22 protein-coding genes are annotated in these 23,171 nt (G+C 63.9%); 18 read left to right on the top strand and 4 right to left on the bottom strand.

All coding sequences use genetic code 11. The annotated features are described in order from the left end of the window. Positions 1–38 precede the first annotated feature (38 nt). The 7 genes from IGX34_RS10675 to IGX34_RS10645 all read left to right on the top strand — a co-directional run bounded on the left by IGX34_RS10675 (position 39) and on the right by IGX34_RS10645 (position 5,668). On the top strand, positions 39–497 hold the full coding sequence (locus IGX34_RS10675; RefSeq protein ID WP_192555704.1) for an Hpt domain-containing protein: 459 nt from the start codon (positions 39–41) through the stop codon (positions 495–497). Between the two features lie 159 nt (positions 498–656). Beyond that, on the top strand, positions 657–1,049 hold the full coding sequence (locus IGX34_RS10670) for a hypothetical protein (RefSeq protein ID WP_192555703.1): 393 nt from the start codon (positions 657–659) through the stop codon (positions 1,047–1,049). Between the two features lie 85 nt (positions 1,050–1,134). Continuing rightward, positions 1,135–2,898: a copper resistance system multicopper oxidase gene (locus IGX34_RS10665; RefSeq protein WP_192555702.1), complete on the top strand. Its 1,764-nt coding sequence runs from the start codon at positions 1,135–1,137 to the stop codon at positions 2,896–2,898. A gap of 92 nt (positions 2,899–2,990) precedes the next feature. Continuing rightward, positions 2,991–3,683, top strand: a complete 693-nt coding sequence (locus IGX34_RS10660; protein ID WP_225737378.1) for a copper resistance protein B — start codon at positions 2,991–2,993, stop codon at positions 3,681–3,683. Between the two features lie 9 nt (positions 3,684–3,692). Then, positions 3,693–4,283 (top strand): c-type cytochrome, encoded by a 591-nt coding sequence (locus tag IGX34_RS10655; RefSeq protein WP_192555700.1) that lies wholly within the window; start codon positions 3,693–3,695, stop codon positions 4,281–4,283. Positions 4,284–4,383: 100 nt separating this feature from the next. Beyond that, positions 4,384–5,160 (top strand): sulfite exporter TauE/SafE family protein, encoded by a 777-nt coding sequence (locus tag IGX34_RS10650; protein WP_192555699.1) that lies wholly within the window; start codon positions 4,384–4,386, stop codon positions 5,158–5,160. 139 nt (positions 5,161–5,299) lie between these two features. Next, a complete protein-coding gene (locus IGX34_RS10645) occupies positions 5,300–5,668 on the top strand; it encodes an HU family DNA-binding protein (RefSeq protein ID WP_192555698.1) in 369 nt (122 codons plus the stop codon). A 93-nt stretch (positions 5,669–5,761) separates the two neighbouring features. On the opposite strand, the gene IGX34_RS10640 is transcribed toward IGX34_RS10645, so the two are convergent. Then, a complete protein-coding gene (locus IGX34_RS10640; RefSeq protein ID WP_192555697.1) occupies positions 5,762–6,445 on the bottom strand; it encodes a class I SAM-dependent methyltransferase in 684 nt (227 codons plus the stop codon). 224 nt (positions 6,446–6,669) lie between these two features. Between IGX34_RS10640 and aqpZ the strand changes: the two genes are divergently transcribed. Both aqpZ and IGX34_RS10630 read left to right on the top strand, forming a co-directional pair. Then, complete coding sequence (gene aqpZ / locus IGX34_RS10635; protein ID WP_192555696.1) at positions 6,670–7,371, top strand: aquaporin Z; 702 nt, start codon at positions 6,670–6,672, stop codon at positions 7,369–7,371. Between the two features lie 135 nt (positions 7,372–7,506). After that, complete coding sequence (locus IGX34_RS10630) at positions 7,507–8,499, top strand: DedA family protein/thiosulfate sulfurtransferase GlpE (protein ID WP_338015451.1); 993 nt, start codon at positions 7,507–7,509, stop codon at positions 8,497–8,499. Positions 8,500–8,518: 19 nt separating this feature from the next. Here the strand turns inward: IGX34_RS10630 and IGX34_RS10625 are convergent, their stop codons facing one another. Next, positions 8,519–9,817 (bottom strand): acetyl-CoA C-acetyltransferase, encoded by a 1,299-nt coding sequence (locus IGX34_RS10625; protein WP_192555694.1) that lies wholly within the window; start codon positions 9,815–9,817, stop codon positions 8,519–8,521. A 23-nt stretch (positions 9,818–9,840) separates the two neighbouring features. Continuing rightward, a complete protein-coding gene (locus IGX34_RS10620; RefSeq protein WP_192555693.1) occupies positions 9,841–10,551 on the bottom strand; it encodes an SDR family oxidoreductase in 711 nt (236 codons plus the stop codon). 136 nt (positions 10,552–10,687) lie between these two features. Between IGX34_RS10620 and IGX34_RS10615 the strand changes: the two genes are divergently transcribed. From IGX34_RS10615 to IGX34_RS10590, 6 genes are all read left to right on the top strand, one after another. Continuing rightward, positions 10,688–11,275, top strand: coding sequence for a TetR/AcrR family transcriptional regulator (locus IGX34_RS10615; protein WP_192555692.1), 588 nt, complete (start codon positions 10,688–10,690; stop codon positions 11,273–11,275). A 15-nt stretch (positions 11,276–11,290) separates the two neighbouring features. Further along, on the top strand, positions 11,291–11,869 hold the full coding sequence (locus IGX34_RS10610) for a MarR family winged helix-turn-helix transcriptional regulator (RefSeq protein WP_192555691.1): 579 nt from the start codon (positions 11,291–11,293) through the stop codon (positions 11,867–11,869). A gap of 58 nt (positions 11,870–11,927) precedes the next feature. Next, a complete protein-coding gene (locus tag IGX34_RS10605) occupies positions 11,928–13,382 on the top strand; it encodes an efflux transporter outer membrane subunit (RefSeq protein WP_192555690.1) in 1,455 nt (484 codons plus the stop codon). Between the two features lie 48 nt (positions 13,383–13,430). Then, positions 13,431–14,669 carry an HlyD/EmrA/EmrK family protein gene (locus IGX34_RS10600; protein ID WP_192555689.1) on the top strand — a complete coding sequence of 413 codons (1,239 nt, stop codon included), beginning with the start codon at positions 13,431–13,433 and terminating at the stop codon, positions 14,667–14,669. Positions 14,670–14,679: 10 nt separating this feature from the next. Then, a complete protein-coding gene (locus tag IGX34_RS10595; RefSeq protein ID WP_192555688.1) occupies positions 14,680–16,245 on the top strand; it encodes a DHA2 family efflux MFS transporter permease subunit in 1,566 nt (521 codons plus the stop codon). A 125-nt stretch (positions 16,246–16,370) separates the two neighbouring features. Continuing rightward, a complete protein-coding gene (locus IGX34_RS10590; protein WP_192555687.1) occupies positions 16,371–18,452 on the top strand; it encodes a S46 family peptidase in 2,082 nt (693 codons plus the stop codon). Between the two features lie 59 nt (positions 18,453–18,511). On the opposite strand, the gene IGX34_RS10585 is transcribed toward IGX34_RS10590, so the two are convergent. Beyond that, positions 18,512–19,357, bottom strand: coding sequence for a substrate-binding periplasmic protein (locus IGX34_RS10585; RefSeq protein WP_192555686.1), 846 nt, complete (start codon positions 19,355–19,357; stop codon positions 18,512–18,514). Positions 19,358–19,552: 195 nt separating this feature from the next. Here IGX34_RS10585 and IGX34_RS10580 point away from each other — a divergent pair, with 195 nt between their 5' ends. The 3 genes from IGX34_RS10580 to IGX34_RS10570 all read left to right on the top strand — a co-directional run bounded on the left by IGX34_RS10580 (position 19,553) and on the right by IGX34_RS10570 (position 23,142). Further along, complete coding sequence (locus tag IGX34_RS10580; RefSeq protein WP_192555685.1) at positions 19,553–20,251, top strand: HAD family hydrolase; 699 nt, start codon at positions 19,553–19,555, stop codon at positions 20,249–20,251. Positions 20,252–20,347: 96 nt separating this feature from the next. Continuing rightward, a complete protein-coding gene (gene pgm, locus IGX34_RS10575) occupies positions 20,348–21,997 on the top strand; it encodes a phosphoglucomutase (alpha-D-glucose-1,6-bisphosphate-dependent) (protein ID WP_192555684.1) in 1,650 nt (549 codons plus the stop codon). 122 nt (positions 21,998–22,119) lie between these two features. Then, positions 22,120–23,142, top strand: coding sequence for a cupin-like domain-containing protein (locus IGX34_RS10570; protein ID WP_192555683.1), 1,023 nt, complete (start codon positions 22,120–22,122; stop codon positions 23,140–23,142). The last annotated feature ends 29 nt before the right edge of the window (positions 23,143–23,171 follow it).

Below are 23,171 nucleotides of genomic sequence, written 5' to 3'. Positions count from 1 at the left end.
GGGTAAGCCGCACTTGTCCTGCCAAGCCTTTTTGGGCGTTGGCGTTGCACGTTTACCTTGGGGTTTTCGGGGATCATCGGGTGAATGAGATGACCAAGTATGGGCCAGTCCATGGCAATCCGTTGTCGTCCGAACCCGCTGGCAGCGCCACCGTCTGTCGCACCGATCAGGTCGGAGCCGCGCCGCCTGTGGCAGGCGACTCGGCGCGGGCCTGCAAGTATTCCCGGCAGGTGCATCAAGTCTTCGTCAACTCCGGCGCACGCGACCTGCATGCCATTCTCGATGCATTTGCCAAACGCGATCAGCCGGCATTGCTGGCCCGCATCCATGGCATGAAAGGCGCGCTGCTGATGCTTGGCGAAGACGGTGTGGCCGCGCAATGCGCCGCCCTGGAAAAATTCATCAAGGCATGCGGCATCGAGGCGGCCGCCGCCGATTTCGAAAAGCTCGGCGACGCCATGCATCAACTGCTTCGGCACTACGCCGAATCGCTTTGATGCAGGTATGGCGCCGAGCGCCCGCAAAGCGGGGCAGGCACGCAACGCAGATGCCTCGGAGTGCCGTCTACACCCTGGAGCAGCACCAGGGTCAAGCCTGTGCCAGGTAAACCTTCGGCCTGTTGAGCCGGCTTGCCGGGCGGATATAAGCTTGCTCTCATGGGCCGTCCGCTTTCCATGCAACGCATTCGCGCATCGCGTTTCACACGCGCCATGGCGCTGTTCGCATGGGCCATGCTGGTCCTGCTCTCGCTGCCGCTGAATGCGGTGGCTGAACCCGATGCTGGTGGCGCCATGCCGGCGGCGATGGCGGCGATGAATGGTCATGGCATGCCGGCTGCCGCGATGGCCGGCCATCATCACGACGGTTGCTGCGGCAGCCCGTCTTCGCATTCAAGCTGCCAATGCGACGCCATGTGCGGCAGCCTGTTGCTGCCTTCGGCCATGCGCTTGCGTGGTCCGGGCTTGCTTCCTGCGCGCTATGCCATGTTCCGTGGCGTCAGCGCTCCCAATATTGCTTCGATACCACCGCTACGGCCACCGGCCGTCTGATTGCTCCGCCCGATGATCTTCCTGAGCTGCCATGCACCTTGGTGCCGGCAGCGGCAGGTGTTCTGCGTTGCATGGAGTAATCCTTATGAACAGGTTTGATGCGCTGCCAGCGCTGGATCTTTCGCGGCGGCGATTTGTGCAAGGGCTGGCGCTGGGTGGTACCGCCGCGGCCTTTGGCATGTTGCGCACCGCGCGTGCCGAGGCGATGGCGCGCTTCGATGCGTCTGCCGCGCTGAGCGGTACCGATTTCGCGCTGAATGTGGGAAGCGTGGCCGTGAATTACACCGGCAAGCCGGCCATGGCGACCACCGTCAACGGCGGCTTGCCCGGCCCGACTCTGCGCTGGAAAGAGGGCAGCACGGTGACGTTGCAGGTTACCAACCGCCTACGCGTGCCTACGTCGATCCACTGGCATGGCATCGTGCTGCCCTTCCGCATGGACGGCGTGCCCGGCATCAGTTTCGACGGCATCGCTCCCGGCGAAACGTTCGTCTATCAATTTCCGGTGCGGCAGGCGGGAACGTACTGGTACCACGCGCATTCCAGCTATCAGGAACAGACCGGCCTGTTCGGCGCCATCGTGATCGAGCCGGCCGGGGGCGAACGCATCGCAGCCGATCGCGACTATGTCGTGATGCTCAACGACTGGACCGACGATGATCCAGGCCACATCTTCGCGCGCTTGAAAAAGCAGAGCGATTACTACAACACCGCCCAGCCCACCGTGGCCGAACTGTTGCGCGATGCGCGGCAGATGGGACTGCACCAGGCGCTGGCCATGCGCAGGATGTGGAATGCGATGCGCATGAATCCCACCGATCTCAGCGATGTATCGGCACGTGCCTATACTTATCTGCTGAACGGGCAGGCACTTGCCGGCAATTGGACGGGCCTGTTCAAGCCTGGCGAAAAAGTGCGGCTGCGCATCATCAACGGCTCGGCCATGACCATCTTCGACCTGCGCATACCCGGACTGAAGCTGAGCGTGATCAGCGCCGATGGCCAGGATGTGGAACCGGTGCAGGTGGATGAAGTGCGCATCATGCCGGCCGAGACCTATGACCTGATCGTCACGCCGCAGGAAGACCGCGCCTACACCCTGTTCGCGCAATCCATCGATCGCAGCGGCTATGCACGCGGCACCCTGGCGCCCCGCCCGGGCATGGAAGCGGAAGTGCCGGCGATGGATCCGCGCGTCTGGCTCGATATGCAGGACATGATGGGCGGCATGTCGTCGGCACCGCCGGCCGGGCATGCCATGCACGAGATGGCCGGCATGCAGGATATGCCCGGCATGGACGGTTCGGACATGGCGATGCACAGCGCACCGGCGGCGCCGGGCCAGGCGCTGAAAACCGGTCCCGGCGTGGATGCGCGCGTCGCACAGCCACGCACCAGTCTCGATGATCCGGGCGTCGGCCTGCGCGGCAACGGTCGGCGCGTGCTCACTTACGCCGATCTGCACACCATCGGCGGCGCGCTGGATAAGCGCGAGCCCGAACGCGAAGTCACCTTGCGCCTGACCGGCAATATGGAGCGTTACATATGGTCGTTCGACGGCGTGAAGTTCTCCGCCGCCGAGCCGGTGCGCTTCAAATACGGCGAGCGCCTGCGCGTCGTATTGATCAACGACACGATGATGAACCATCCCATCCATCTGCATGGCATGTGGAGCGAGCTGGAAACGGCCGAGGGGCGCTTCCAGGTGCGCAAGCACACCGTCAACGTGCAGCCGGCGCAACAGATCAGCTATGCGGTAAGCGCCGACAACCCCGGCCGCTGGGCCTACCACTGCCACATGCTGTTCCATATGGAAGCGGGCATGTTCCGTGAAGTGGTGGTGGCATGAACGGACACGCGTGCAAGGCACGGATGGCGTGCCACTTAGCGGCCGCGCTGGGACTGTGCATGCTCACGCCGCTGTTCGCCCAGGATGCTCCGATGGCCATGTCCATGCCCGGCATGCCCACGTCGGCATCGATGCAGAACATGGACATGAACGACGACGCTTCGCGCGCCATGTTGCTGTTCGATCAACTGGAATACACCCACGGCCGCAACGGCAACGGGCCGGCCTGGGAAGCCGAGGGCTGGTACGGCAACGACGACAACAAGCTGTGGTTGCGCAGCGAAGGCGAGGGCAGTGCCGGGCGTGTCGACAGTGGCGATATCGAAGCGCTGTGGAGTCACCCGGTCTCGGCATTCTGGAGTACGCAGCTGGGTGTGCGGCATGACCTGGGGCTGGGGCCGCAGCGCAATTGGCTGGCCTTCGGCGTGGAAGGGCTTGCGCCATATTGGCTGGAACTGGAAGCCACCGGCTATGCCGGCGAATCCGGCAGGCTGTCCGCGCGCATGCGTGCCGAATATACGTTGCGCTTTACCCAGCGCTGGATGCTGCAGCCGGAATTCGAGCTCAATCTTTACGACAAGGACGATCCGGCGCAGCGCGTCGGCAGCGGTGTATCCGATGCGCAACTGGGCCTGCGGCTGCGCTATGAGATCACGCGGCAATTCGCCCCCTACGTGGGCATTGTCTGGACGCGCCGTTTCGGCACCACTGCCGATTACCTGCGTGAGCAACAGCAAGCTGTTTTCGACCGGCAATTCGTCGCCGGCTTCCGTTTCTGGTTTTAAGGACATCTTATGCAACGTCGCATCGAATACCGCACCAGCATCGTGGCTGGCATCCTGGCGCTGGGCTTGCTGGCGTATGCCTACGCCTGGTCCGGCTTCTACAACATCGGCGCGGATGCGCCGCATGCACCCTGGACCTATCGCTTCCTGAGCATGCTGCGCGAGCACTCCGTACAGCACCATGCCAAGTCCATCCGCGTGCCTGCGCTGGACGATCCCGCGCTGATCCTGAAGGGCGCCGGGCAATATGCGGCCATGTGCACCGGCTGCCATCTGGCGCCGGGCATGCAGCAATCGGAACTTCGCGCTGGCCTGTATCCGCAGCCGCCGATGCTTGCGCAGCAGCAGGTGGATCCGCGCGAAGCGTTCTGGATCATCAAGCACGGCATCAAGATGAGCGGCATGCCGGCCTGGGGAACCACGCATGACGACGCCACCATCTGGAGCATGGTTGCCTTTCTGCAAAAGCTGCCGGGCCTGACGCCAGCGCAATACAAAGAGATCGTCGCCAAGGCGCCGCCGGACGACGATATGGGCGATATGGACATGAGCGGCGGGCACGATGCCACGCATGCTGGCGCGGACGACAAAACACATTGAGGCACCAGCCGGCAGGCGGCCTGATGCCGCCTGCCGGGCGGCCGGCGCTGGCGTTGCGCAGCAGCGTTTGGCCGTGCGCTTTTCGGCTACAGTCGCGGGCATGAATTTCTTGCCTTTGCACGATCTGCTCGCGATTTTCTGCGGGTCTGCCGTGGGTTTTTCGCTGGCCTTGATCGGCGGCGGCGGCTCCATTCTGGCGGTGCCGCTATTGCTCTACGTAGTGGGTCTGCACGACCCGCACATGGCGATCGGTACCAGCGCCCTGGCCGTCGCGGCCAATGCCTTCGCCAACCTGTTGCCGCATGCCCGGGCCGGGCATGTGCGCTGGGCTGCGGCGGTCACTTTTGCCAGTACCGGCGTGCTCGGCGCCTTTATCGGTTCAAGCATCGGCAAGCTTATCGACGGCCATCATCTGCTGGTGTTGTTCGCCCTGCTGATGCTGGTGATCGCCGCATTGATGCTACGCGGCAGACGCGGCCATGACGGTACCGGGTATCCGCGCAAACATATGTATCCGCGCCTGGGCGCAGTCGGGCTGGGGGCAGGGAGCCTGGCAGGATTCTTTGGTATCGGCGGCGGTTTTCTGATTGTTCCCGGGATGGTCTTTGCCAGCGGCATGGCGATGATCGACGCCATCGGCACCTCGCTGTTCTGCGTGGGCAGCTTCGGGCTTACCGCTGCCATCAACTATGCCGCATCCGGATGGGTGGCCTGGCCGATTGCGCTGGAGTTCATTGCCGGCGGTATCGCAGGCGGCTGGCTGGGCATGCTGGGTGCTCAAAAACTGTCCAGGAAACGCGGTGCATTGACCGTGCTGTTCGCCGCCGTGATCGTCGCGGTAGCCCTTTTTATGCTGGCAAAAAGCTTGCTTCCCTAGCGTCCCGGCCGTGCCGCCCCCCTTCGGATGCATCTTTTATAGGTTTTTTTGCGTTTGGTAGTTGGCGACGCCGCAAATTTCCCCTACATTTCAGCTCGCCGAGAGGCATTTCAACAATCCAATAACGATGGGGTAGTCCATGGCAAAGAAGGCAGCAAAAGGCAAGACGGCATCCAAAGCCGCCGCAGCTCCGAAGCCGATCAAGGAAGCACTGAGCAAGTCCGGTCTGGTTGCACACCTGGCTGAAACGACCGGTGTTGCCTCCAAGGAAGTGCGCGCGGTTCTTTCCGCGCTGGAAGGTGCTGTCCACGCGTCGGTTCATAAGAAGGGTGCCGGCATGTTCACCCTGCCGGGCCTGCTGAAGATCACCGCCGTCAACGTTCCGGCCAAGCCGAAGCGCAAGGGCATCAACCCCTTCACCAAGGAAGAGCAGTGGTTCGCTGCCAAGCCTGCGACAGTGAAGGTGAAGATCCGTCCGCTGAAGAAGCTCAAGGACGCTGCGGTCTGATCCTTGTTCCAGGCCGGCCGCATGTGCCGGCCCGGAAACCGCGGGATGCGTCGCGCAAGTTGGCGCATCCCGTTTCCGCGTATCGAGTGCCTGCTACCTCTGCGCGATGAAGATGATCGATGCCGGCTTGCCGGTCAGCGGATGCAGCGGCTCCCGCACTTCGCCAAGTTTCCAGCCGGTGTTCGCAAACAGCGACAGCCAGCTCGCCAGGGTGCGGAAATACCAGGGTGCCGGCGCCACAAAGGCTGCACCGAAACCGCTCCATTCTTCCTGCCGCCAGCCGTCTGCATAGGCCTGTTCGCCGCAGGCGATCAAGGGATGCACCGTCTGCACCACCAGGCGTCCGCCCGGCTCCAGCAGGTGCGGCAGCGAGGTCATCAGCTGCGCCACGGATGCCTCGCCCAGCAGGGCGAAATTGCATACCAGGGTATCGGCCCGAAGGCTTAGTCGACCCGCGCTTATGTCTTCGTAAGAGGCGACATGAAACTCGCCACCGGCACGGCGTGCATGCTCGATCAGCTCCGGCACCGCGTCCACGCCGATGGCGTGCAGGCCTTCGGCGGCGAGGGCACGCACCAGCCAGCCTTCGCCGCAGCCCAGATCCAGCACCGAGTGTGGCTGGCCGTCGATAACCGCCTGGACGATCGCGCGATCGGTGACCAGGCGCCTGCTTTCGATCTGGCCGTCGCGCACGCTGTTCGTCCATGCCTGGGCATTGCGTTGCCAGCTGTGCAGGACGTTCGTTTCGTGCGCCGGATCGTGCAGCGGGGTGGGCATGGGCGGTCAGCTGGGCAGTGGCAACAAGCCGGCTGATGGTAGCGCCTGCCGGCCTGGCCGCAGCAACCCCGCTTCCGCATCCGCACGCCGCATGCTATTACCCGCACAGCCACCGCGTGGAACGCAGCGTGGCCTCCGGGGGACAGTAGACGTCGCATAAGAAATCAGCAGCAAACCTCGCTTTGCGTGTTTCGCTCGTCATTTCTATTGAATCGGAGACAACCATGTTCAAACGACTTAGCGCCGAGTTCTTCGGCACGTTCTGGTTAGTGCTTGGCGGTTGCGGCAGTGCAGTATTCGCCGCGGCCTTTCCGGCCTTGGGGATCGGCTTTCTCGGCGTGGCGCTGGCTTTCGGCCTCACCGTGGTCACCATGGCCTATGCCTGTGCGGGCATTTCCGGTGCGCATTTCAATCCGGCCGTCACGGTCGGGCTGTTTTTCGGCGGACGCTTCAGCGGCAGGGACGTGATTCCCTACATCGTGGTGCAGGTGATCGGCGCGATCGCCGCGGCTGCGGTGATCTACGTGATCGCCAGCGGCAAGCTGGGCTTTGATGCTACCGGCAGCGGTTTCGCTTCCAACGGCTATGGTGCCCATTCGCCGGGCGGGTATTCGCTGTTGTCCTGCATGGTCAGCGAGTTCGTGCTCACCGCGATGTTCGTGATCGTGATCCACGGTTCCACCGATCGGCGCGCGCCGGCCGGGTTCGGCCCGCTTGCCATCGGCCTGACCCTCACCATCATTCACCTGATCAGCATCCCGATCACCAACACCTCGGTAAATCCCGCGCGCAGCACCGGCGTGGCCTTGTTCCAGGGCACCTGGGCGCTGCAGCAGTTGTGGATGTTCTGGCTGGTGCCGCTGCTCGGAGGGGCGGTGGGCGGCCTGATTTTCCGCGGCTTGCTGGCCGAGGATGCCACCACGTAAGCAGCTTCCACGACAGTTATGCCACAGGGGTTGCCGGCCACGCCGGCAGCCTTTTTTTATGCCTTGCAATCGGCACCGATTACCCCAACGATGCGCTCAGCCGATACGGCCCCATCCTGCCCGAGGCGCACTCCGGTGACGCATGCGGTTGTCGAACTGATCGCCCAATACGGCCTGCTGCTGGTCTTCATCAACGTGCTGGTGGAGCAGGCCGGCGCGCCGTTGCCGGCCGTGCCCACCCTGGTGGTGGCCGGCGCTCTGTCTGCGGCCGGACGGCTGCCGCTGGCGGCGGTGGTGCTGGTGGCGCTGCTGGCCTGTCTGATCGCCGACCTGGCCTGGTACTGGGCCGGGCGCCGCTACGGCGCGGCGGTAATGCGTACGCTGTGCCGCATCTCGCTGTCGCCCGATTCCTGCGTCAAGCAATCGGAGCTGCGCTTCCAGCGCTGGCGCGGCCAGATCCTGCTGATCGCGAAATTCGTGCCCGGGCTTTCCACCATTGCGCCGCCGCTGGTCGGTGCGATGCGGCTGAGCGCACCGGTATTCGTGCTGATGGATGGCCTCGGTTCGCTGCTATGGATCGGACTGGTGGTGGGGCTGGGCTATGCCTTCGCCTACCAGATCGATCGCGTGCTGTTGCTGCTGGCCAGCGCCGGCACGGTGGCGGTGGAATGCATCGTCGCTGCCTTGCTTGCTTATGTGCTGGTGAAATGGTGGCAGCGCCGCCGGCTGCTGTTGTCGCTGCGGCTGGCGCGCATCACGGTGGACGAGCTGCATGAGCTGGTCGAACAGGGTCGCATGCCGGTGGTGGTGGATGTGCGTTCGCCGGCCTCGCGCCTGGTGGATGCGCGCGTCATCCCGGGTGCCTTGATGGTCGACCTGCGGGCGATCGATCGCGAGCTGGAGCAGGTGTCGATCGACCAGGACGTGGTGATCTATTGCAGCTGCCCGAACGAAGTTTCCGCGGCCAAGGCGGCGAAGGGATTGATGCTGCTGGGCTATCGCCGCGTACGCCCGCTGCTGGGCGGACTCGATGCGTGGGCCGATGCCGGTTATGCGATCGAGCAACTGATCCTGCCCGAAGAACTGGTGCTGGATCAGCCGCCGATAGCGTCAGGTCACCTGCACTGACGCTACCGGCCTGCCGGTATCAGCCTTCGAGAATTGCTGCGACGCCCAATCCGCCGGCCGCGCACACCGAGATCAGCGTGCGCCCGGAACGGCCACTGGCCGCCCGATGCTCCGCCAGTTGCTTGGCTGCCGCCGCCACGATGCGTGCACCGGTGGCGGCAAACGGATGCCCCAGTCCGACCGAACCGCCGTTGATGTTCAGGCGCGCGCGATCAATGCTGCCCAGCGGTGCATCCAGGCCCAGCCGTGTGCGGCAGTAGTCGGCGCTTTCCCAGGCCTTCAGCGTACACAGCACCTGGCCGGCAAAGGCTTCGTGGATTTCGTAGTAATCGAAATCGGCCAGCGTGAGCTGGTTGCGCGCCAACAGCCTCGCCACCGCATGCGCCGGTGCCATCAGCAAGCCTTCGGATGGCTGGCTGAAGAAATCGACGGCAGCCGTTTCGGCATCGACCAGCCAAGCCAGCGGCTGGCGCTGCGTGGCCGCGGCCCAGGCTTCGCTGGCCAGCAGCACGCTGGCGGCGCCATCGGTAAGCGGAGTGGAATTGCCGGCGGTCAGCGTGCCTTTGCCGGAGGTTTTGTCATACGCCGGTGCCAGCTTGGCCAGGCGCTCCAGCGAGGTATCCGGACGCAGGATGCCATCGCGTTCCAGGCCGCCGAACGGCGTTAACAGATCGCGATAAAAGCCGCGCGCATAAGCGGCCACGCCGTTGCGATGGCTGGCCAGTGCCAGCGCATCCTGCTCCTCGCGGCTGACGTTCCATTCGCGCACCATGCGCTCGGTATGCTGGCCCATCGACAAACCGGTGCGAGGTTCGTCGACATCGGCGACCTTGGGCTTGAGCATGGCGGGACGGAATCCGCTCCATGCCCGCAAGCGCGCGCCGGTGCTGCGTGCAGCGGCAAGTTCACGGAACAGGGTGCGCTGGCCATCCGACACCGCCAACGGCACATCGGACGCCGAATCCACGCCACCGGCGATGCCCACCTCGATCTGGCCAAGTGCGATCTTGTTGGCGACCGCCACCGTGGCCTGGATCGAGGTGGCGCAGGCCTGTTGCAGATCGTAGGCCGGCGTCTGCGCCGACAGGCCGCTGCCGAGCGCACTTTCGCGCGTGAGGTTGAAATCCTTGGCGTGCTTGAGCACCGCGCCGCCCACCACTTCACCCAGGCGCTGGCCCTGCAGGTCGAAGCGGCGCACCAGCTGGCTTAGTGTCTGGGTAAACATCTGCTGGTTGGAAAAATCCTTGTACGCGGTGTTGTAGCGTGCAAAGGGAATGCGGTCGCCGCCGAGCACGGCGACCCGTTGGATGGTTTTCATAAGCGTCACCTGTGCGGAACGGCTTAGCGGTTTTGGGCGACCAGATACGGGGAAGGGGAGACGCCGAAGCCGGCTTTGACTTGGCGCGAAATATCGTCGGCGAGAATTTCTTCGTCACCGCGCAGCAGACCTTCGATCACGTGCTGCGCAATGTCTTCGGGCTTGCTCTTGGGGCCATCGAAGCGGCTGGCCATGTCGGTTTCGATCAGGCCGGCATGCACGGCCACCACCAAGGTGCCTTGCGCGCGCAGTTCGTTGCGCAGGCCGTTGGTCAGCGCCCAGGCCATGGCCTTGGACATGGAGTAGGTCGGGCTGTTCGGCAGGCTCAGCCAGCTCAGCACCGACAGCATATTCACCAGCGTGCCGCCGCCATTGGCGCGCAGCACCGGTGCGAACGCGCGGCTGGTTCGCAGGATGCCCAGCACATTGGTATCGATCTGCGTGTCGATGGCCTGGTAGGCGTTGCCGTCCAGCAACTGCACGCCGCCGGCGGAGATGCCGGCGTTGTTGATCAGGATTTCCACGTCGCCGCATTGCGCGGCGGCTGCCGCAACATCGCTGTCCGAGGTGACATCCAGTTTTACCGGAATGACACCGGCAAGTTTGACGGAGGAGGGATCGCGGGCGCCTGCATAGACCTTGGCGGCACCGGCCGCGAGCAGGGCCTGGGCATAAGCCAGGCCGAGGCCGCGATTGGCGCCGGTAACGAGAGCGGTTTTGCCTTGGATATTCATGATGAGGGTCTCTGGCTGCGGTTGGGAGATGTCGGCGGGTTGCCTGACGGGTCTTTACATGATGTGCGTCATACAATATGATGACCATCATTCAATTGCAAGCATTGCTCTTGCAATGCTTTCGAGGACCCCCTCCATGCGCTACGAAAAAGGCCATAAAGAAGCGACCCGCAGCCGCATCGTCGATACCGCTGCGCAGCGCTTTCGCGAGCAGGGCATTGCTGCGGTGGGCGTGGCCCATCTGATGGGCGAAGTCGGGCTGACCCAGGGCGGTTTCTACAATCACTTTGCATCCAAGGAAGAACTGGCTCGCGAAGCGCTGGCGCTGGGGCTGGAACGCATGCGCGAGCGCACCCGCAAAGCCAGCGCCAAAAGCGGCGCCGCACGCATCGAGGACTTGGTCGACAGCTACCTGAGTGCGGCGCATCGCGACAACGTAGGCCGCGGCTGCATGTTGACGACCCTGGTGATCGAAGCGGGGCGCAGTGATGGCGCAGTGCGCACACAGCTGTCCGACGGCATCAAGGAGATGGTGCAGCTGATCGGCCTGGTGTTGCCGGAATCGGTCGCACCGGCGCAGCGCGAGGCGCGTGCGATGGCGGTGGTGTCCGGCCTGGTCGGCTGCATGATCCTGGCGCGCGCCACGGACGATGCGCAGATGTCCGACCGCATCCTGGATGCCGGCCGCCGCGCCGCCATCGTCACGGCGAATGCTGCTTTCTAGCGCAGGCACACGCTCATGGCCACGGCACGAATCAGCAAGCACAGTACCGGCGCGAGTCTTGTATCGACGTTGCCGTCGAAGCGGGGCAGTGCGGTGCAAACGACGCAGACGCGCAGGGTTGCCGCACGCAGCAAGCACGACCATGTCGCCCATGCGCTGGTACGCACGGCGGCTGCGTTCAAGCGGCTGACCACCCAGCGCATGAAAGACGAATTCGCCATCACCGGCATCCAGGCGGAAATCCTGATGCTGCTGGCGACCGAGCCGAGCATGCTCGGCAACGATTTGGCCGCGGTGGTCGGCGTCAATGCCAGCACCATCAGCCACGCGCTGGATGCACTTGAACAACGGCAGTTGCTGACGCGCAGGCGCTGCACCGATGACCGTCGCGTAGTGCGCATTGCCCTGACCGATCAGGCCAAGCGTATCGCACGCCGCACGATAGCCATCACCCAGCACATTCTAGATGCCCTTACCGCCGGTATCAGCCACTCCGATCTGCAGGCATTGCAGCGCGGCTTGCGGCGCATGGTCGACAACTGCCGTGCCGATGCCGGGCCTTCCCCGCGCAGCGGTCGTTCGCGCAAGTCCTGATTCCTTTCACCACTCCCAGGTGCACCCTATGAATTCCCGCCTCCGCCAGCATTCAAACATGCTTCGCCCGCCATGGCGCGTTATCGCAGTCACGTTGCTGGCTGCCGCGCTCAGCGCCTGCGTCAACTACCGCGGCATCCATGGCGACAGTCATCCGGCCGCGGTGACCGATTACCCAAGCGCCGTCAGCATTCCCGTGCAGGGCGGAACATGGCCGGCGATGGACTGGTCCGCACAGTTCGGCGATCCGCAACTGGGCGCGCTGATCGGCGAGGCCGTGGCCAGCAGCCCCACGCTGGCCGAAGCGCGCGCCCGCGTGGCCAAAGCCACGGCTTATACCGAGCAGGCGCGTGCCGCGACCGGCCCGAGTGCCGACGTCAAATATGCGTTTACGCATGAGCATTTCAGCGGCAGCACGTATTTTCCGCCGCCGATTGGCAACAGCTGGCAGAACGAAAACGCGCTGACGTTCGGTGCTTCCTACGATCTGGATCTGTGGGGCAAGAACCACGAGGCGCTGCGTTCGGCGATTTCCGAACGCAAGGCGGCCGAAGCCGAAGCGCAACAGGCGCGGCTGGTGCTGTCCACCTCGGTAGCGCATGCCTACGTGCATCTGGCCTTGCTGTATGCGCTGCGCGACGTGGCGCAGAACGAAGTGACCAGCCGCCGCTCGATCGGCGCATTGACCCAGCAGCGCGTGCGCACCGGGCTCGATAACGAAGTGGAAAGCCGCACGGTGGATGTCACCATCGATGCGACCCAGACCGATATATCCGAGCTGGATGGCCAGATCGCCGTTACGCGCTATCAGCTGGCGGCGCTGCTGGGCAAAGGCCCCGATCGCGGCTTGCAGATTGCGCGCCCGGTGTTGCTGGATGCTGCCGACAACGCATTGCCGGCGAGCTTGCCGGCGGATCTGTTGTCGCGCCGCCCGGATATCGTTGCCGCGCATTGGCGCATCGATGCGTCCGGCCATGATGTGAAGGTGGCCAAGGCCGATTTCTTTCCTGACATCAACCTGGCCGCTGTAGCCGGTTACGACGCCTTTGGCTGGGGTCATTTGTTCAGCGCCAGCAGCCGCCAGGTGCAGGCCGGCCCGGCCATCCATCTGCCCTTGTTCGACGGCGGCGCCCTGCGTGCGCAATTGAAGGATCGCTACGCCGGTTACGACACCGCGGTCGACGCCTACAACCAGACCTTGATCGCCGCCTTGAACGATGTCGCCACGCAAGTGGCCAGCCTGCATGCCATCGAGCAGCAGCAAACCACCGCACAGCATGCCTACGACGCCAGTCGCCGTGCCTACGACCTGGAGATCGTTCGCTACAAGGCCGGCCTCGATCCGCAGTTGCAGGTGCTGTCGTCGGATGTTGCCCGCCTGCAGCAGAGCCAGCGTGTGGCCACGCTGCGCATGCAACGGCTGGATGCACAGATTGCGCTGATCCAGGCGCTGGGCGGCGGTTACGCCGCACCCAAGCCAGCCGGCACCGATCGCGTCGCCTCGGCGCCCTGATTCGGCTCGCCCCACTTTTTCGCTTAGTTCCCCTCTCAGGAATTCGCCATGAACGCTCAAGCTGCATCCATTCCCATCGAACAAGGCGCACAACCCGTGCGCAGCCGCCGCCGCGCGGTGCTGGCATTGATCACGCTCGGCATCGTCGTGATCGCCGCGGCCGCCGTGGTGTACTACCTGCTGGTGGCGCGCTATTACGAATCGACCGACGATGCCTACGTCAACGGCAACGTGGTGCAGGTCACGCCGCAGGTTACCGGCACGGTGATTGCGGTCAACGCCGACAATACCCAGACCATCAAGCAGGGCCAGCCGCTGGTGACGCTGGACCCGGCCGACGCACGCATTGCCCTGCAACAGTCCGAAGCGGCGCTGGGGCAGACGGTGCGCCAGGTGCATACCTTGTACGTGGATACGCTGCAGTACCGCGCGCTGCTCGCGCAGCGCAAGGCCGATCTGGCGCGGGCGCAGGATGATTACCGCCGCCGCCTGGAGATCGCCAAGTCCGGGGCGGTATCCACCGAAGAAATCACCCATGCGCGCGATGCGCTGAGCAATGCGCAGGCAGCCTACGACGCGGCTAATCAGCAACTGGCCGCCAATCAGGCGCTGACCTGGAATGTATCGATCGCCAATCATCCCGACGTGCTCGCCGCCGCGGCCAAGGTGCGCGACGCGTATCTGGCTTATGCGCGCAACACCTTGCCGGCGCCGGTTACCGGTTATGTGGCGCAGCGCGTGGTGCAGGTGGGGCAGCGCGTCGCCCCGGGCACGCCGCTGATGGCAGTGGTGCCGCTGAATGAAATCTGGGTGGACGCCAACTTCAAGGAAGTGCAGCTCCAGCATATGCGCATCGGCCAGCCGGTTTCCCTGCATGCCGATGTCTATGGTTCTTCGGTGACTTATCACGGCCATGTGGTGGGCTTTTCGGCCGGCACCGGTTCGGCCTTCGCACTGCTGCCGCCGCAGAACGCCACCGGCAACTGGATCAAGATCGTGCAGCGTCTGCCGGTGCGCATTGCGCTCGACCCGCAGGAACTGCAGGCGCACCCGCTGCGTATCGGCCTGTCGGTGCTGGCCGAGGTGGATCTGCACAACGAACGCGGTGCCGCGCTCGACAATGCGCCGAACACGGTTTATCAGACCCCGGTATTCGCCGACTACGGTGCGCAGGCCAACGGCGAAATCGCCCGCATCATCGCGCAGAACGCCGGTGACGATGCGCTGCCGGCGGCGGTGGCCGCACGCGCGGTGCACAACGCGCAGCACGTTGCCGTAGCCCGCTGAGGGCACCGCCATGAGCGACAAACACATCGATCATCCGCCCTTGCAGGGCGCCAAGCTGGCGATCGGCACCGTGGCGGTGTCGCTGGCGACCTTCATGAACGTGCTCGACACCTCGATCGCCAACGTGTCGATCCCGACCATCTCCGGCAATCTCGGCGTGTCCTCGGACCAGGGCACCTGGGTGATCACCTCGTTTGCGGTGTCCAATGCGATTGCCTTGCCGCTGACCGGCTGGCTGTCGCAGCGGGTCGGGCAGGTGCGGTTGTTTATCAGTGCCACGGTGTTGTTTGTGCTGGCCTCGTGGCTGTGCGGCGCGGCGCCCAATCTGCCGTTGCTGCTGCTGGCGCGCGTGCTGCAAGGCGCGGTGGCGGGGCCGATGATTCCGCTTTCGCAATCGTTACTGCTGGCGGCATTTCCACGCAGCAAGGCGCCGGTGGCCTTGGCGCTGTGGTCGATGACCACGCTGGCCGCACCGGTGGCCGGCCCGATTCTTGGCGGCTGGATTTCCGACAACTACACCTGGCCGTGGATCTTCTACGTCAATATTCCGGTAGGCATTCTGGCAGTGACGGCCACCTGGTGGATTTTCCGCGAGCGCGAATCGGCCACGCATCGATTGCCGATCGACAAGCTCGGCCTGCTGTTGTTGGTGGTCTGGGTGGGTGCGCTGCAGATCATGCTCGACAAGGGCAAGGATCTGGACTGGTTCAACTCGCCGACGATCATCGCCCTGGCCGTGACCTCCGCCATCGCCTTTATCTACTTTGTGGCGTGGGAGCTGACCGAGACGCACCCGATCGTCGATCTGAGCCTGTTCAAGCTGCGCAATTTCAGCGCCGGCACCATCGCGCTGGCGGTGGCATACGGACTGTATTTCGCCAATATCGTGCTGCTGCCGCTATGGCTGCAGACCAATATCGGCTATCGCGCCACCGATGCCGGGCTGGTGCTCGCGCCGGCAGGCCTGGTCGCGGTGATCCTTACGCCGTTCACCGGCAAGCTGATGGCACGGATGGATCCGCGCATGATCGCGTCGATCTCGCTGCTGGCGTTTGCCGCCTGTTTTCTCTGGCGTGCCAACTACACCAGCGATGTGGATCCCTGGTCGCTGATCATGCCGACCCTGTTGCAGGGCGTCGGCCTGGCTACGCTGTTCGTGCCGTTGCTGGGCGTGATCTTTACCGGGCTGTCGCCGTCGCGGATTGCCGCGGCATCGGGCTTGTCCAATTTCCTGCGCATTTTGTGCGGCGGCATCGGCACCTCCATTTTCCAGACCGCCTGGGATCACCGCTCGATCCTGCATCATGCGCAACTCAATGAAGTGAGCACCGCTTACAACCCGGTATTCCAGCAATTTACCCATCGCTTGCAGCAGGGCGGTGTCGATGCGCAGCAGGCGTACGGCATTTTCAATCGCGTGCTCGACCAGCAGGCGGCGCAGCTTGGCGTGGACGATCTGTTCTATATCTCCGGCATCCTGTTTGTAGCCCTGGTCGGGCTGCTGTGGATCACCAAGCGTCCGGGCCATGCCGGTGGCAACGACGATGCATCGGCGGCGGCCTCGGGTGCCCATTGATGCGCGCGCAGAGGGGCCGTGGCGCCCCTCTGCCATTGGTCACATTGTTATGTTGTAACGTCGATCTCATACTCAAGATATTGCGAGGGCCATGGCGGATCCTCGCTCGCTGAGGGGAGATCGCTATGAAGCAGATGTTGGGTTTGGCGCTGGCCGGCCTGTGCGTAGCCGGCAGCGGGGCAGTGATGGCCGACGAAGGCATGTGGACCATGGATCATCTGCCGATCAAGCAGATGCAGCAGCAATACGGATTTACGCCCGGCCAGCAATGGATCGACCTGGTACAGCATGCGGCCTTGCGTCTGGCCGAAGGTTGCTCGGGTTCGTTCGTGTCGGCCAACGGCCTGGTGATGACCAACCACCACTGCGCCAACGGCTGCCTCTCGCAGCTTTCCAAGGGCCATGCCGACTACATGTCCAATGGCTATATCGCGCTCAAGCAGGACGACGAGCCCAAGTGCCCCGATGTCGAGCTCAACCAGCTCGAATCGATCACCGACGTTACCGCGCAGGTGAATGCCGCGACCAATGGCAAGGCCGGTGCGGATCGCGTGAAGGCCGAGCGCGCGGTGGATAGCAAGCTGGAGCAATCCTGCGTGAACGGCGATGCCAAGACCTGGCGTTGCGATGTGATTACGCTCTACAACGGCGGCCGCTATGCGCTGTACAAATATCGCCGCTACCAGGATGTGCGCCTGGTGTTTGCGCCGGAGCAGAGCATCGCGTTCTTCGGCGGCGATCCGGACAACTTCAACTTCCCGCGCTACGACCTGGACGTCACCTTCTTCCGCGCCTATGTCGACGGCAAGCCGGCCAACACACCGCAGTATTTCAAGTTCGATACGCAGGGGCCGAAGGCGGGCGACATGACCTTCGTGGTCGGCAATCCCGGTTCGACCCGGCGCGGCCTGAGCTGGATCGAGCTTTCGGCCACGCGCGATTTCAATATCGTGCCGGGCTACGCGATCCTGTCGGAGCTGCGCGGCATGCTGTGGCAATACGCACGCGGCGGCGAGCAGCAGACCAAGGAATCGCAGGAACTGCAGTTCGGCATCGAGAACGCCATCAAGGTCTACAACGGCTGGCTGCAGACCCTGGGCGACGATAGTTTTGTTCAGCACAAGCGCGAGCAGGATGCATCCTTGCGCCAATGGATGACTGCCACGCCCGAGCGCCGTGCCAAGTACGGCGATCCCTGGACCGAGCTGGATAAAGCGCAGCAGCGCGGCAAGGATCTGTCCACGCGCTTCATGATGCTGGAGCGCGGACTGGGCGTAGGTCAGTTCGGCGAATTGTTCAACGATGCGCGCACGCTGGTGCGTGCTGCAGCCGAGCGGGCCAAGCCGGATGCCGAACGCCTGCCGGCTTATCGCGATGCGAATCTGCCGGCGGTGCAGCAGCAGGTGGAATCGGATGTGCCGGTGTATCCGGCCTACGAGCAGACCTTGATGGCCTGGTCGCTGGGCAAGTTGCGCCAGTCGCTCGGTGCCGACGATCCCACCGTGCACGAAGTGCTCGGCAAGGATTCGCCCGAGCAGCGCGCGCAACAATTGGTCAGCGGCAGCAAGCTGGCCGATCCGGCCGTACGCAAGCAACTCTGGGATGGCGGCGAAAAAGCCATCGAAGCCTCCAGCGACCCGATGATTGCGCTGGCGCGCCAGGTGGATACGGAATCGCGCCAGGTGCGCAAGTCTTATGAAGACGACGTAGTTGCGCCCACCGACAAGGCCAACGAGGCGATCGCCAAGGCACGCTTCGATCGCGACGGCATGTCCAGCTATCCGGATGCCACCTTCACCATGCGCCTGTCCTACGGCAAGGTGGTGGGCTGGAATGAAAACGGCAAGCCGGTGCCGCCGTTCACCCATTTCGATGGCTTGTACAAGCGCGCTACCGGCGCCGATCCGTTCAAACTGCCGGACAGCTGGGTGAAGGCGCAGAGCAAGCTGGATCTGTCCACGCCGATGGACTTTGTGTCCGACAACGACATCATCGGCGGCAACTCCGGCAGCCCGGTGATCAATCGCGAAGGGCATGCCGTGGGCCTGATCTTCGACGGCAATATCCATTCGCTGGGTGGCGATTTCGTCTACGACGGCAGCAACAATCGCGCCGTGGCGGTGGATACGGCCGCCCTGGTCGAAGCGGTGCGCAAGGTCTACAACCTGCCGCGGCTGGCGGACGAGCTCAGCAACGGGCATCTGTAAAACGAAAGGGCCCCGCCTGAGGTCGAGGCGGGGCCCGTTATGTGCAGACGAAACAGGCCTTACATCAATTCGACCCACGCCGCGCTGCGGATCCAGAAATCCTTGCGCGACTGGATCCAGCCGGCTGCGTCTTCATAGGTCAGCCACGCATTGACCACGTCGGCCAGATCCTGATCTTCCTGCCGCACCGCGAAGGCGTGTGCGGTCTTGCCGTAGGTGCTGACGTCCAGCGTGTGCAACTGATCCGGATAGGAATGCGCCAGCGCATCCGGCAGCGGTTGTTCGGCAATCAGCCCATCCAGCGCACCGCTGCGCAGATCCTGGATGGCCTTGCTTTCGTCATTGAGCTCCACCAGTTCGCTGTTGCCCAGATATTCCTTCGCCGCCGCGGCCGTCACCGTGCCGGACAATACGCCGACCTTGTGATGCCCCGCACCGGTCTGCAGCGTGAGCAGGTCATCCTTGCCCAGCGCCTTGCGGTTCACTACCAGGCCCAGCGCGAAATTGCCGTACGGATGGCTGTATTTCAGCAGCAGCGCGCGTTGTGGCGTCACGCTCAGGCCAGCAGCGAGCAGATCGAAGCGGTCGGCGCGCAGGTCGTCGATGGCGGTGGCCCAGGTGGTGGGCACCAGTTCGATCTGCCAATGCATGTCCTGCGCGAACTGGCGGGCCAGATCCACGTCCAGCCCGATCCACTGGCCGCTCTTGTCACGCAGTACCCAGGGCGCATTGAGCGCTACGCCCACGCGGATCACGCCGCGCTTTTGAATCGCCGCGAGCGTATCGCCAGCAGTCTGCGACACATGGGGCGTCTTGGCCCGAACCCCCGCTACCATCGGCGCATCGGTAAATACGCCTACCAGCACAACAGCAACCAGACAGCCCATTACCTTAAGCAATCGCATGTCTATCCCCAGTTGTCGGCGACCTTGATGTCAGTCCGTTATGCGATCTTGGTGCCAAAGCAAGATCTCGCGCAAGCCTGCGAATGGGCTTGTTTCACGGTTTCCACACGTTGAAATCGCCGGGGTGGCATACTGGCCCGGCCATGCGCGCCGCAGGTGCACCCACGGCATGCCAATACTTTCTGGACATCTTTCGTGAACCAAGCTGCAAACGCATCCGCCACCGTCTTCCTGCTGGACGTCGACAATACCCTGCTGGACAACGACCGCTTTGCCGCCGACCTGCGTGCGCATTTGACCCAGCAGTTCGGTCAGGAAGAGTGCGACCGCTATTGGGCCGTGTATGAACAGCTGCGCGACACCGTGGGCTATGCGGATTACCTGGGCGCCTTGCAGCATTTCCGGCGCGACAGCGATGCGCGGCCCGGATTGCTGGCCACTGCCGCCTGGCTGCTCGACTATCCGTTCGAGGAGCGCGTGTTTGCCGGTGCGCTGTCGACCATCGAGGCACTCAACAAGCTGGGCCGCTCGGTGATCCTCTCCGACGGCGATATCGTGTTCCAGCCGCACAAGATCGATCGCGCCGGCATCTACGGCGCGGTGCGCGGCGAGGTGCTGATCTTCGTGCACAAGGAACTGTCGCTGGATGCGATGCAGGCGCGCTATCCGGCGGAGCACTATGTGATGGTGGACGACAAGCCCAACCTGCTCGCGGCGATGAAGCGCAAGCTCGGCGACAAGCTCACCACGGTATTTGTGCGCCAGGGCCATTACGCGGCGATAGCCGATCTGGCCCGGATCGAACCGGCCCCGAATCGCATCATCGATGCCATCGCCGACCTGAAAGCGCTCGCGCCCGACTTGCTGCGCACCACGGCCTCGCCCGCGGCCTGAACGGGCGCCACCGGCGCAGGCGGTCTCACTACGAACAGTTTATGTTCGCTCGCCGATAATACGCGGCGATATCCAGATGCCGAGGGTTTTGTTCACGTGAATGCCAAAGTCGATACGCTGGCCGGCAAGGTCGCGCCTGCATCCCTGCTGGTGGATGTAAGCAAGCTGCTGGACGCCTATATCAATCTGCAGCCCGATCCGGCCGAGCCGTCCCAGCGCGTGGCGTTCGGCACCTCGGGCCACCGCGGCAGCTCGTTCGAGCGCAGCTTCAACGAATGGCATGTGCTGGCGATCAGCCAGGCGATCTGCGATTACCGCCGGCAGCAGGGCATCGACGGTCCCTTGTTTATCGGCATCGACACGCATGCGCTATCGCGTCCCGCGCTCGAAAGCGCGCTGGAAGTGCTGGTGGCCAATGACGTGGCGGTGATGGTTTCCGCCGGCGACGAATACACGCCCACGCCGGCCGTGTCGCACGCGATCCTGGTCTACAACCGCGGCCGCACGAGCGGCCTGGCCGACGGCATCGTGGTGACCCCGTCGCACAATCCGCCGGCCGATGGCGGCTTCAAATACAACCCGCCCAACGGCGGTCCGGCCGATACCGATGTCACCGGCTGGATTCAAAAGCGCGCCAATGCGCTGCTTGAAAACAGGCTCGATGGCGTCAAGCGCCTGCCGTATGCGCAGGCACGCCGTGCCACGCAGGTGCGAGAACACGATTACCTCACGCACTACGTCGACGACCTGCAGCACATGATCGACTTCGACGTGATCCGCCATGCCGGCGTACGCATGGCGGTCGATCCGCTGGGCGGTGCCGGTGTGCATTACTGGCAGCCGATTGCGCAGCGCTACGGCATCGACCTGACCGTGGTCAGCGAAACGGTCGATCCCACGTTCCGTTTCATGACCGTGGACTGGGACGGCAAGATCCGCATGGATCCTTCCTCGCAGTACGCCATGCAGCGCCTGATCGGCCTGAAGGACGACTACGACGTCGCCTTCGGCTGCGATACCGACCACGATCGCCACGGCATCGTGGCGCGCAGCAGCGGCCTGATGCTGCCGAACAACTATCTGGCGGTGATGGTGGATTACCTGTATCGCCATCGCCCGCAGTGGGGCGGCCAGGCGGGTGTGGGCAAGACGGTGGTGAGCAGCTCGCTGATCGACCGCGTCACCCAGCGGCTGGGTCGCCGGCTGTATGAGGTGCCGGTGGGCTTCAAGTGGTTCGCCGACGGCCTGTTCGAAGGCTCGCTGGGCTTCGGCTGCGAGGAAAGCGCCGGTGCCTCGATGCTGCGCCATGACGGCACGGTCTGGTCCACCGACAAGGACGGCATCGTGCCGGCCCTGTTGTCGGCCGAGATGACCGCGCGCACCGGCCGCGATCCCGGCCAGTTGTTCGACGCGCTTACCGACGCACTGGGGCGTCCGTATTGCAGCCGCATCGACGCTCCCGCCACCGGCTCGCAGAAGGCGCGCCTGTCCAAGCTGTCGCCGCAGCAGCTGCAAAGCCGGGAGCTGGCGGGCGAGCAGATCGAGCAGGTGCTGGATCGTGCGCCGGGCAACAACGCGGCGATCGGCGGCATCAAGGTGATGGCGGCCAGCGGCTGGTTTGCGGCGCGTCCGTCCGGTACCGAAGAGATCTACAAGATCTACGGCGAGAGCTTCAAAAGCGAGGAGCACCTGCAGGCCATCCTCAGCGAAGCGCAAAAAATCGTGGATGCGGCCCTGGCCGAGTAGGGTGCGGTTGGCAGCGTGGGCGTCTCCGATCCGTCGACGGCGTCCACTTCGCCATGACGTTTCTGCCGCTAAGCTCGATGCCCCGGCAGGGGTGCCGGCAGGCAGGATCGCGAGGGGGAGTCATGGCTCAGGTCGAATTGAGGCCGGTTATCCACGTCGATAACGAGTGGCGCCGCTGGATCGCGGAAAACCTGCTGCTGGACGGACCGCCGCAGGCCATCTACGAGCAGATGCTGCACGCCGGCATTCCGCATGACGAGGCCGTGCAGGAGCTGCAGCAGGCGATAGGCAGCCCCTACATTGCGGGTGCGCAGCGCCTGCGCAATCGGCTCGGCAAGCGCGACTGGGTGCTCGACACGCAGCGCCGCATGAACCGCCTGCGCGAGGCGGAGGTGCCGCGCAGGCATCAGCTGTCGCGCGAGGAATTTCTGGATGGCTATTACAGCACGGGCCGCCCGGTCATCATCACCGGCATGATGGAAGACTGGCCGGCGCTACAGCGCTGGAACCTGGATTACTTCAAGCAGCGCTGCGGCGATCGCGACGTAGAGATCCAGTTCGGCCGCGACACCGATGCGCAATACGAATTGCGCAAGACCGCGCATCGCAAAACCATGTCGTTCGGCGACTATGTCGAGCTGGTACGCAACGCCGGCCACAGCAACAACTTCTACATGACGGCCTACAACGAAGGCCAGAACCGCCAGGCGCTCGATGTGCTGTGGCAGGACATCGTGCAGATTCCCGCTTACCTCGACGGCAGCGCTTCCACCCAGGGTTTTCTGTGGTTCGGGCCGGCCGGTACGGTCACGCCGTTCCATCACGATCTCACCAACAACTTCATGGCGCAGGTGCTTGGGCGCAAGCGCATCCTGCTGATGCCGGCGTGCGAGATCGCCAACGTCTATAACCACGAGCATTGCTTCACGCACGTGGATGGCCGCCAGATCGATCTGCAACGCTATCCGCGCATGCACGATGTGCAGGTGCTTTCCTGTACTTTGAATCCCGGCGAAGTACTGTTTTTGCCGGTGGGCTGCTGGCATTTTGTGGAAGGGCTGGATATCTCGGTCACCGTGTCGTTTACCAATTTCCTGTGGGACAACGATTTCACCGGCCAATACCCGTCGCAGCAGGCGTTCTGAACGTACGGCCCTGGGATTGAAGCGCGTCG

This window comes from Dyella acidiphila (assembly GCF_014863405.1).
Lineage (GTDB): Bacteria > Pseudomonadota > Gammaproteobacteria > Xanthomonadales > Rhodanobacteraceae > Dyella_B > Dyella_B acidiphila.
Note: the sequence above shows the minus strand (reverse complement) of the source record. Positions and strands in the feature narration are given on the sequence as shown.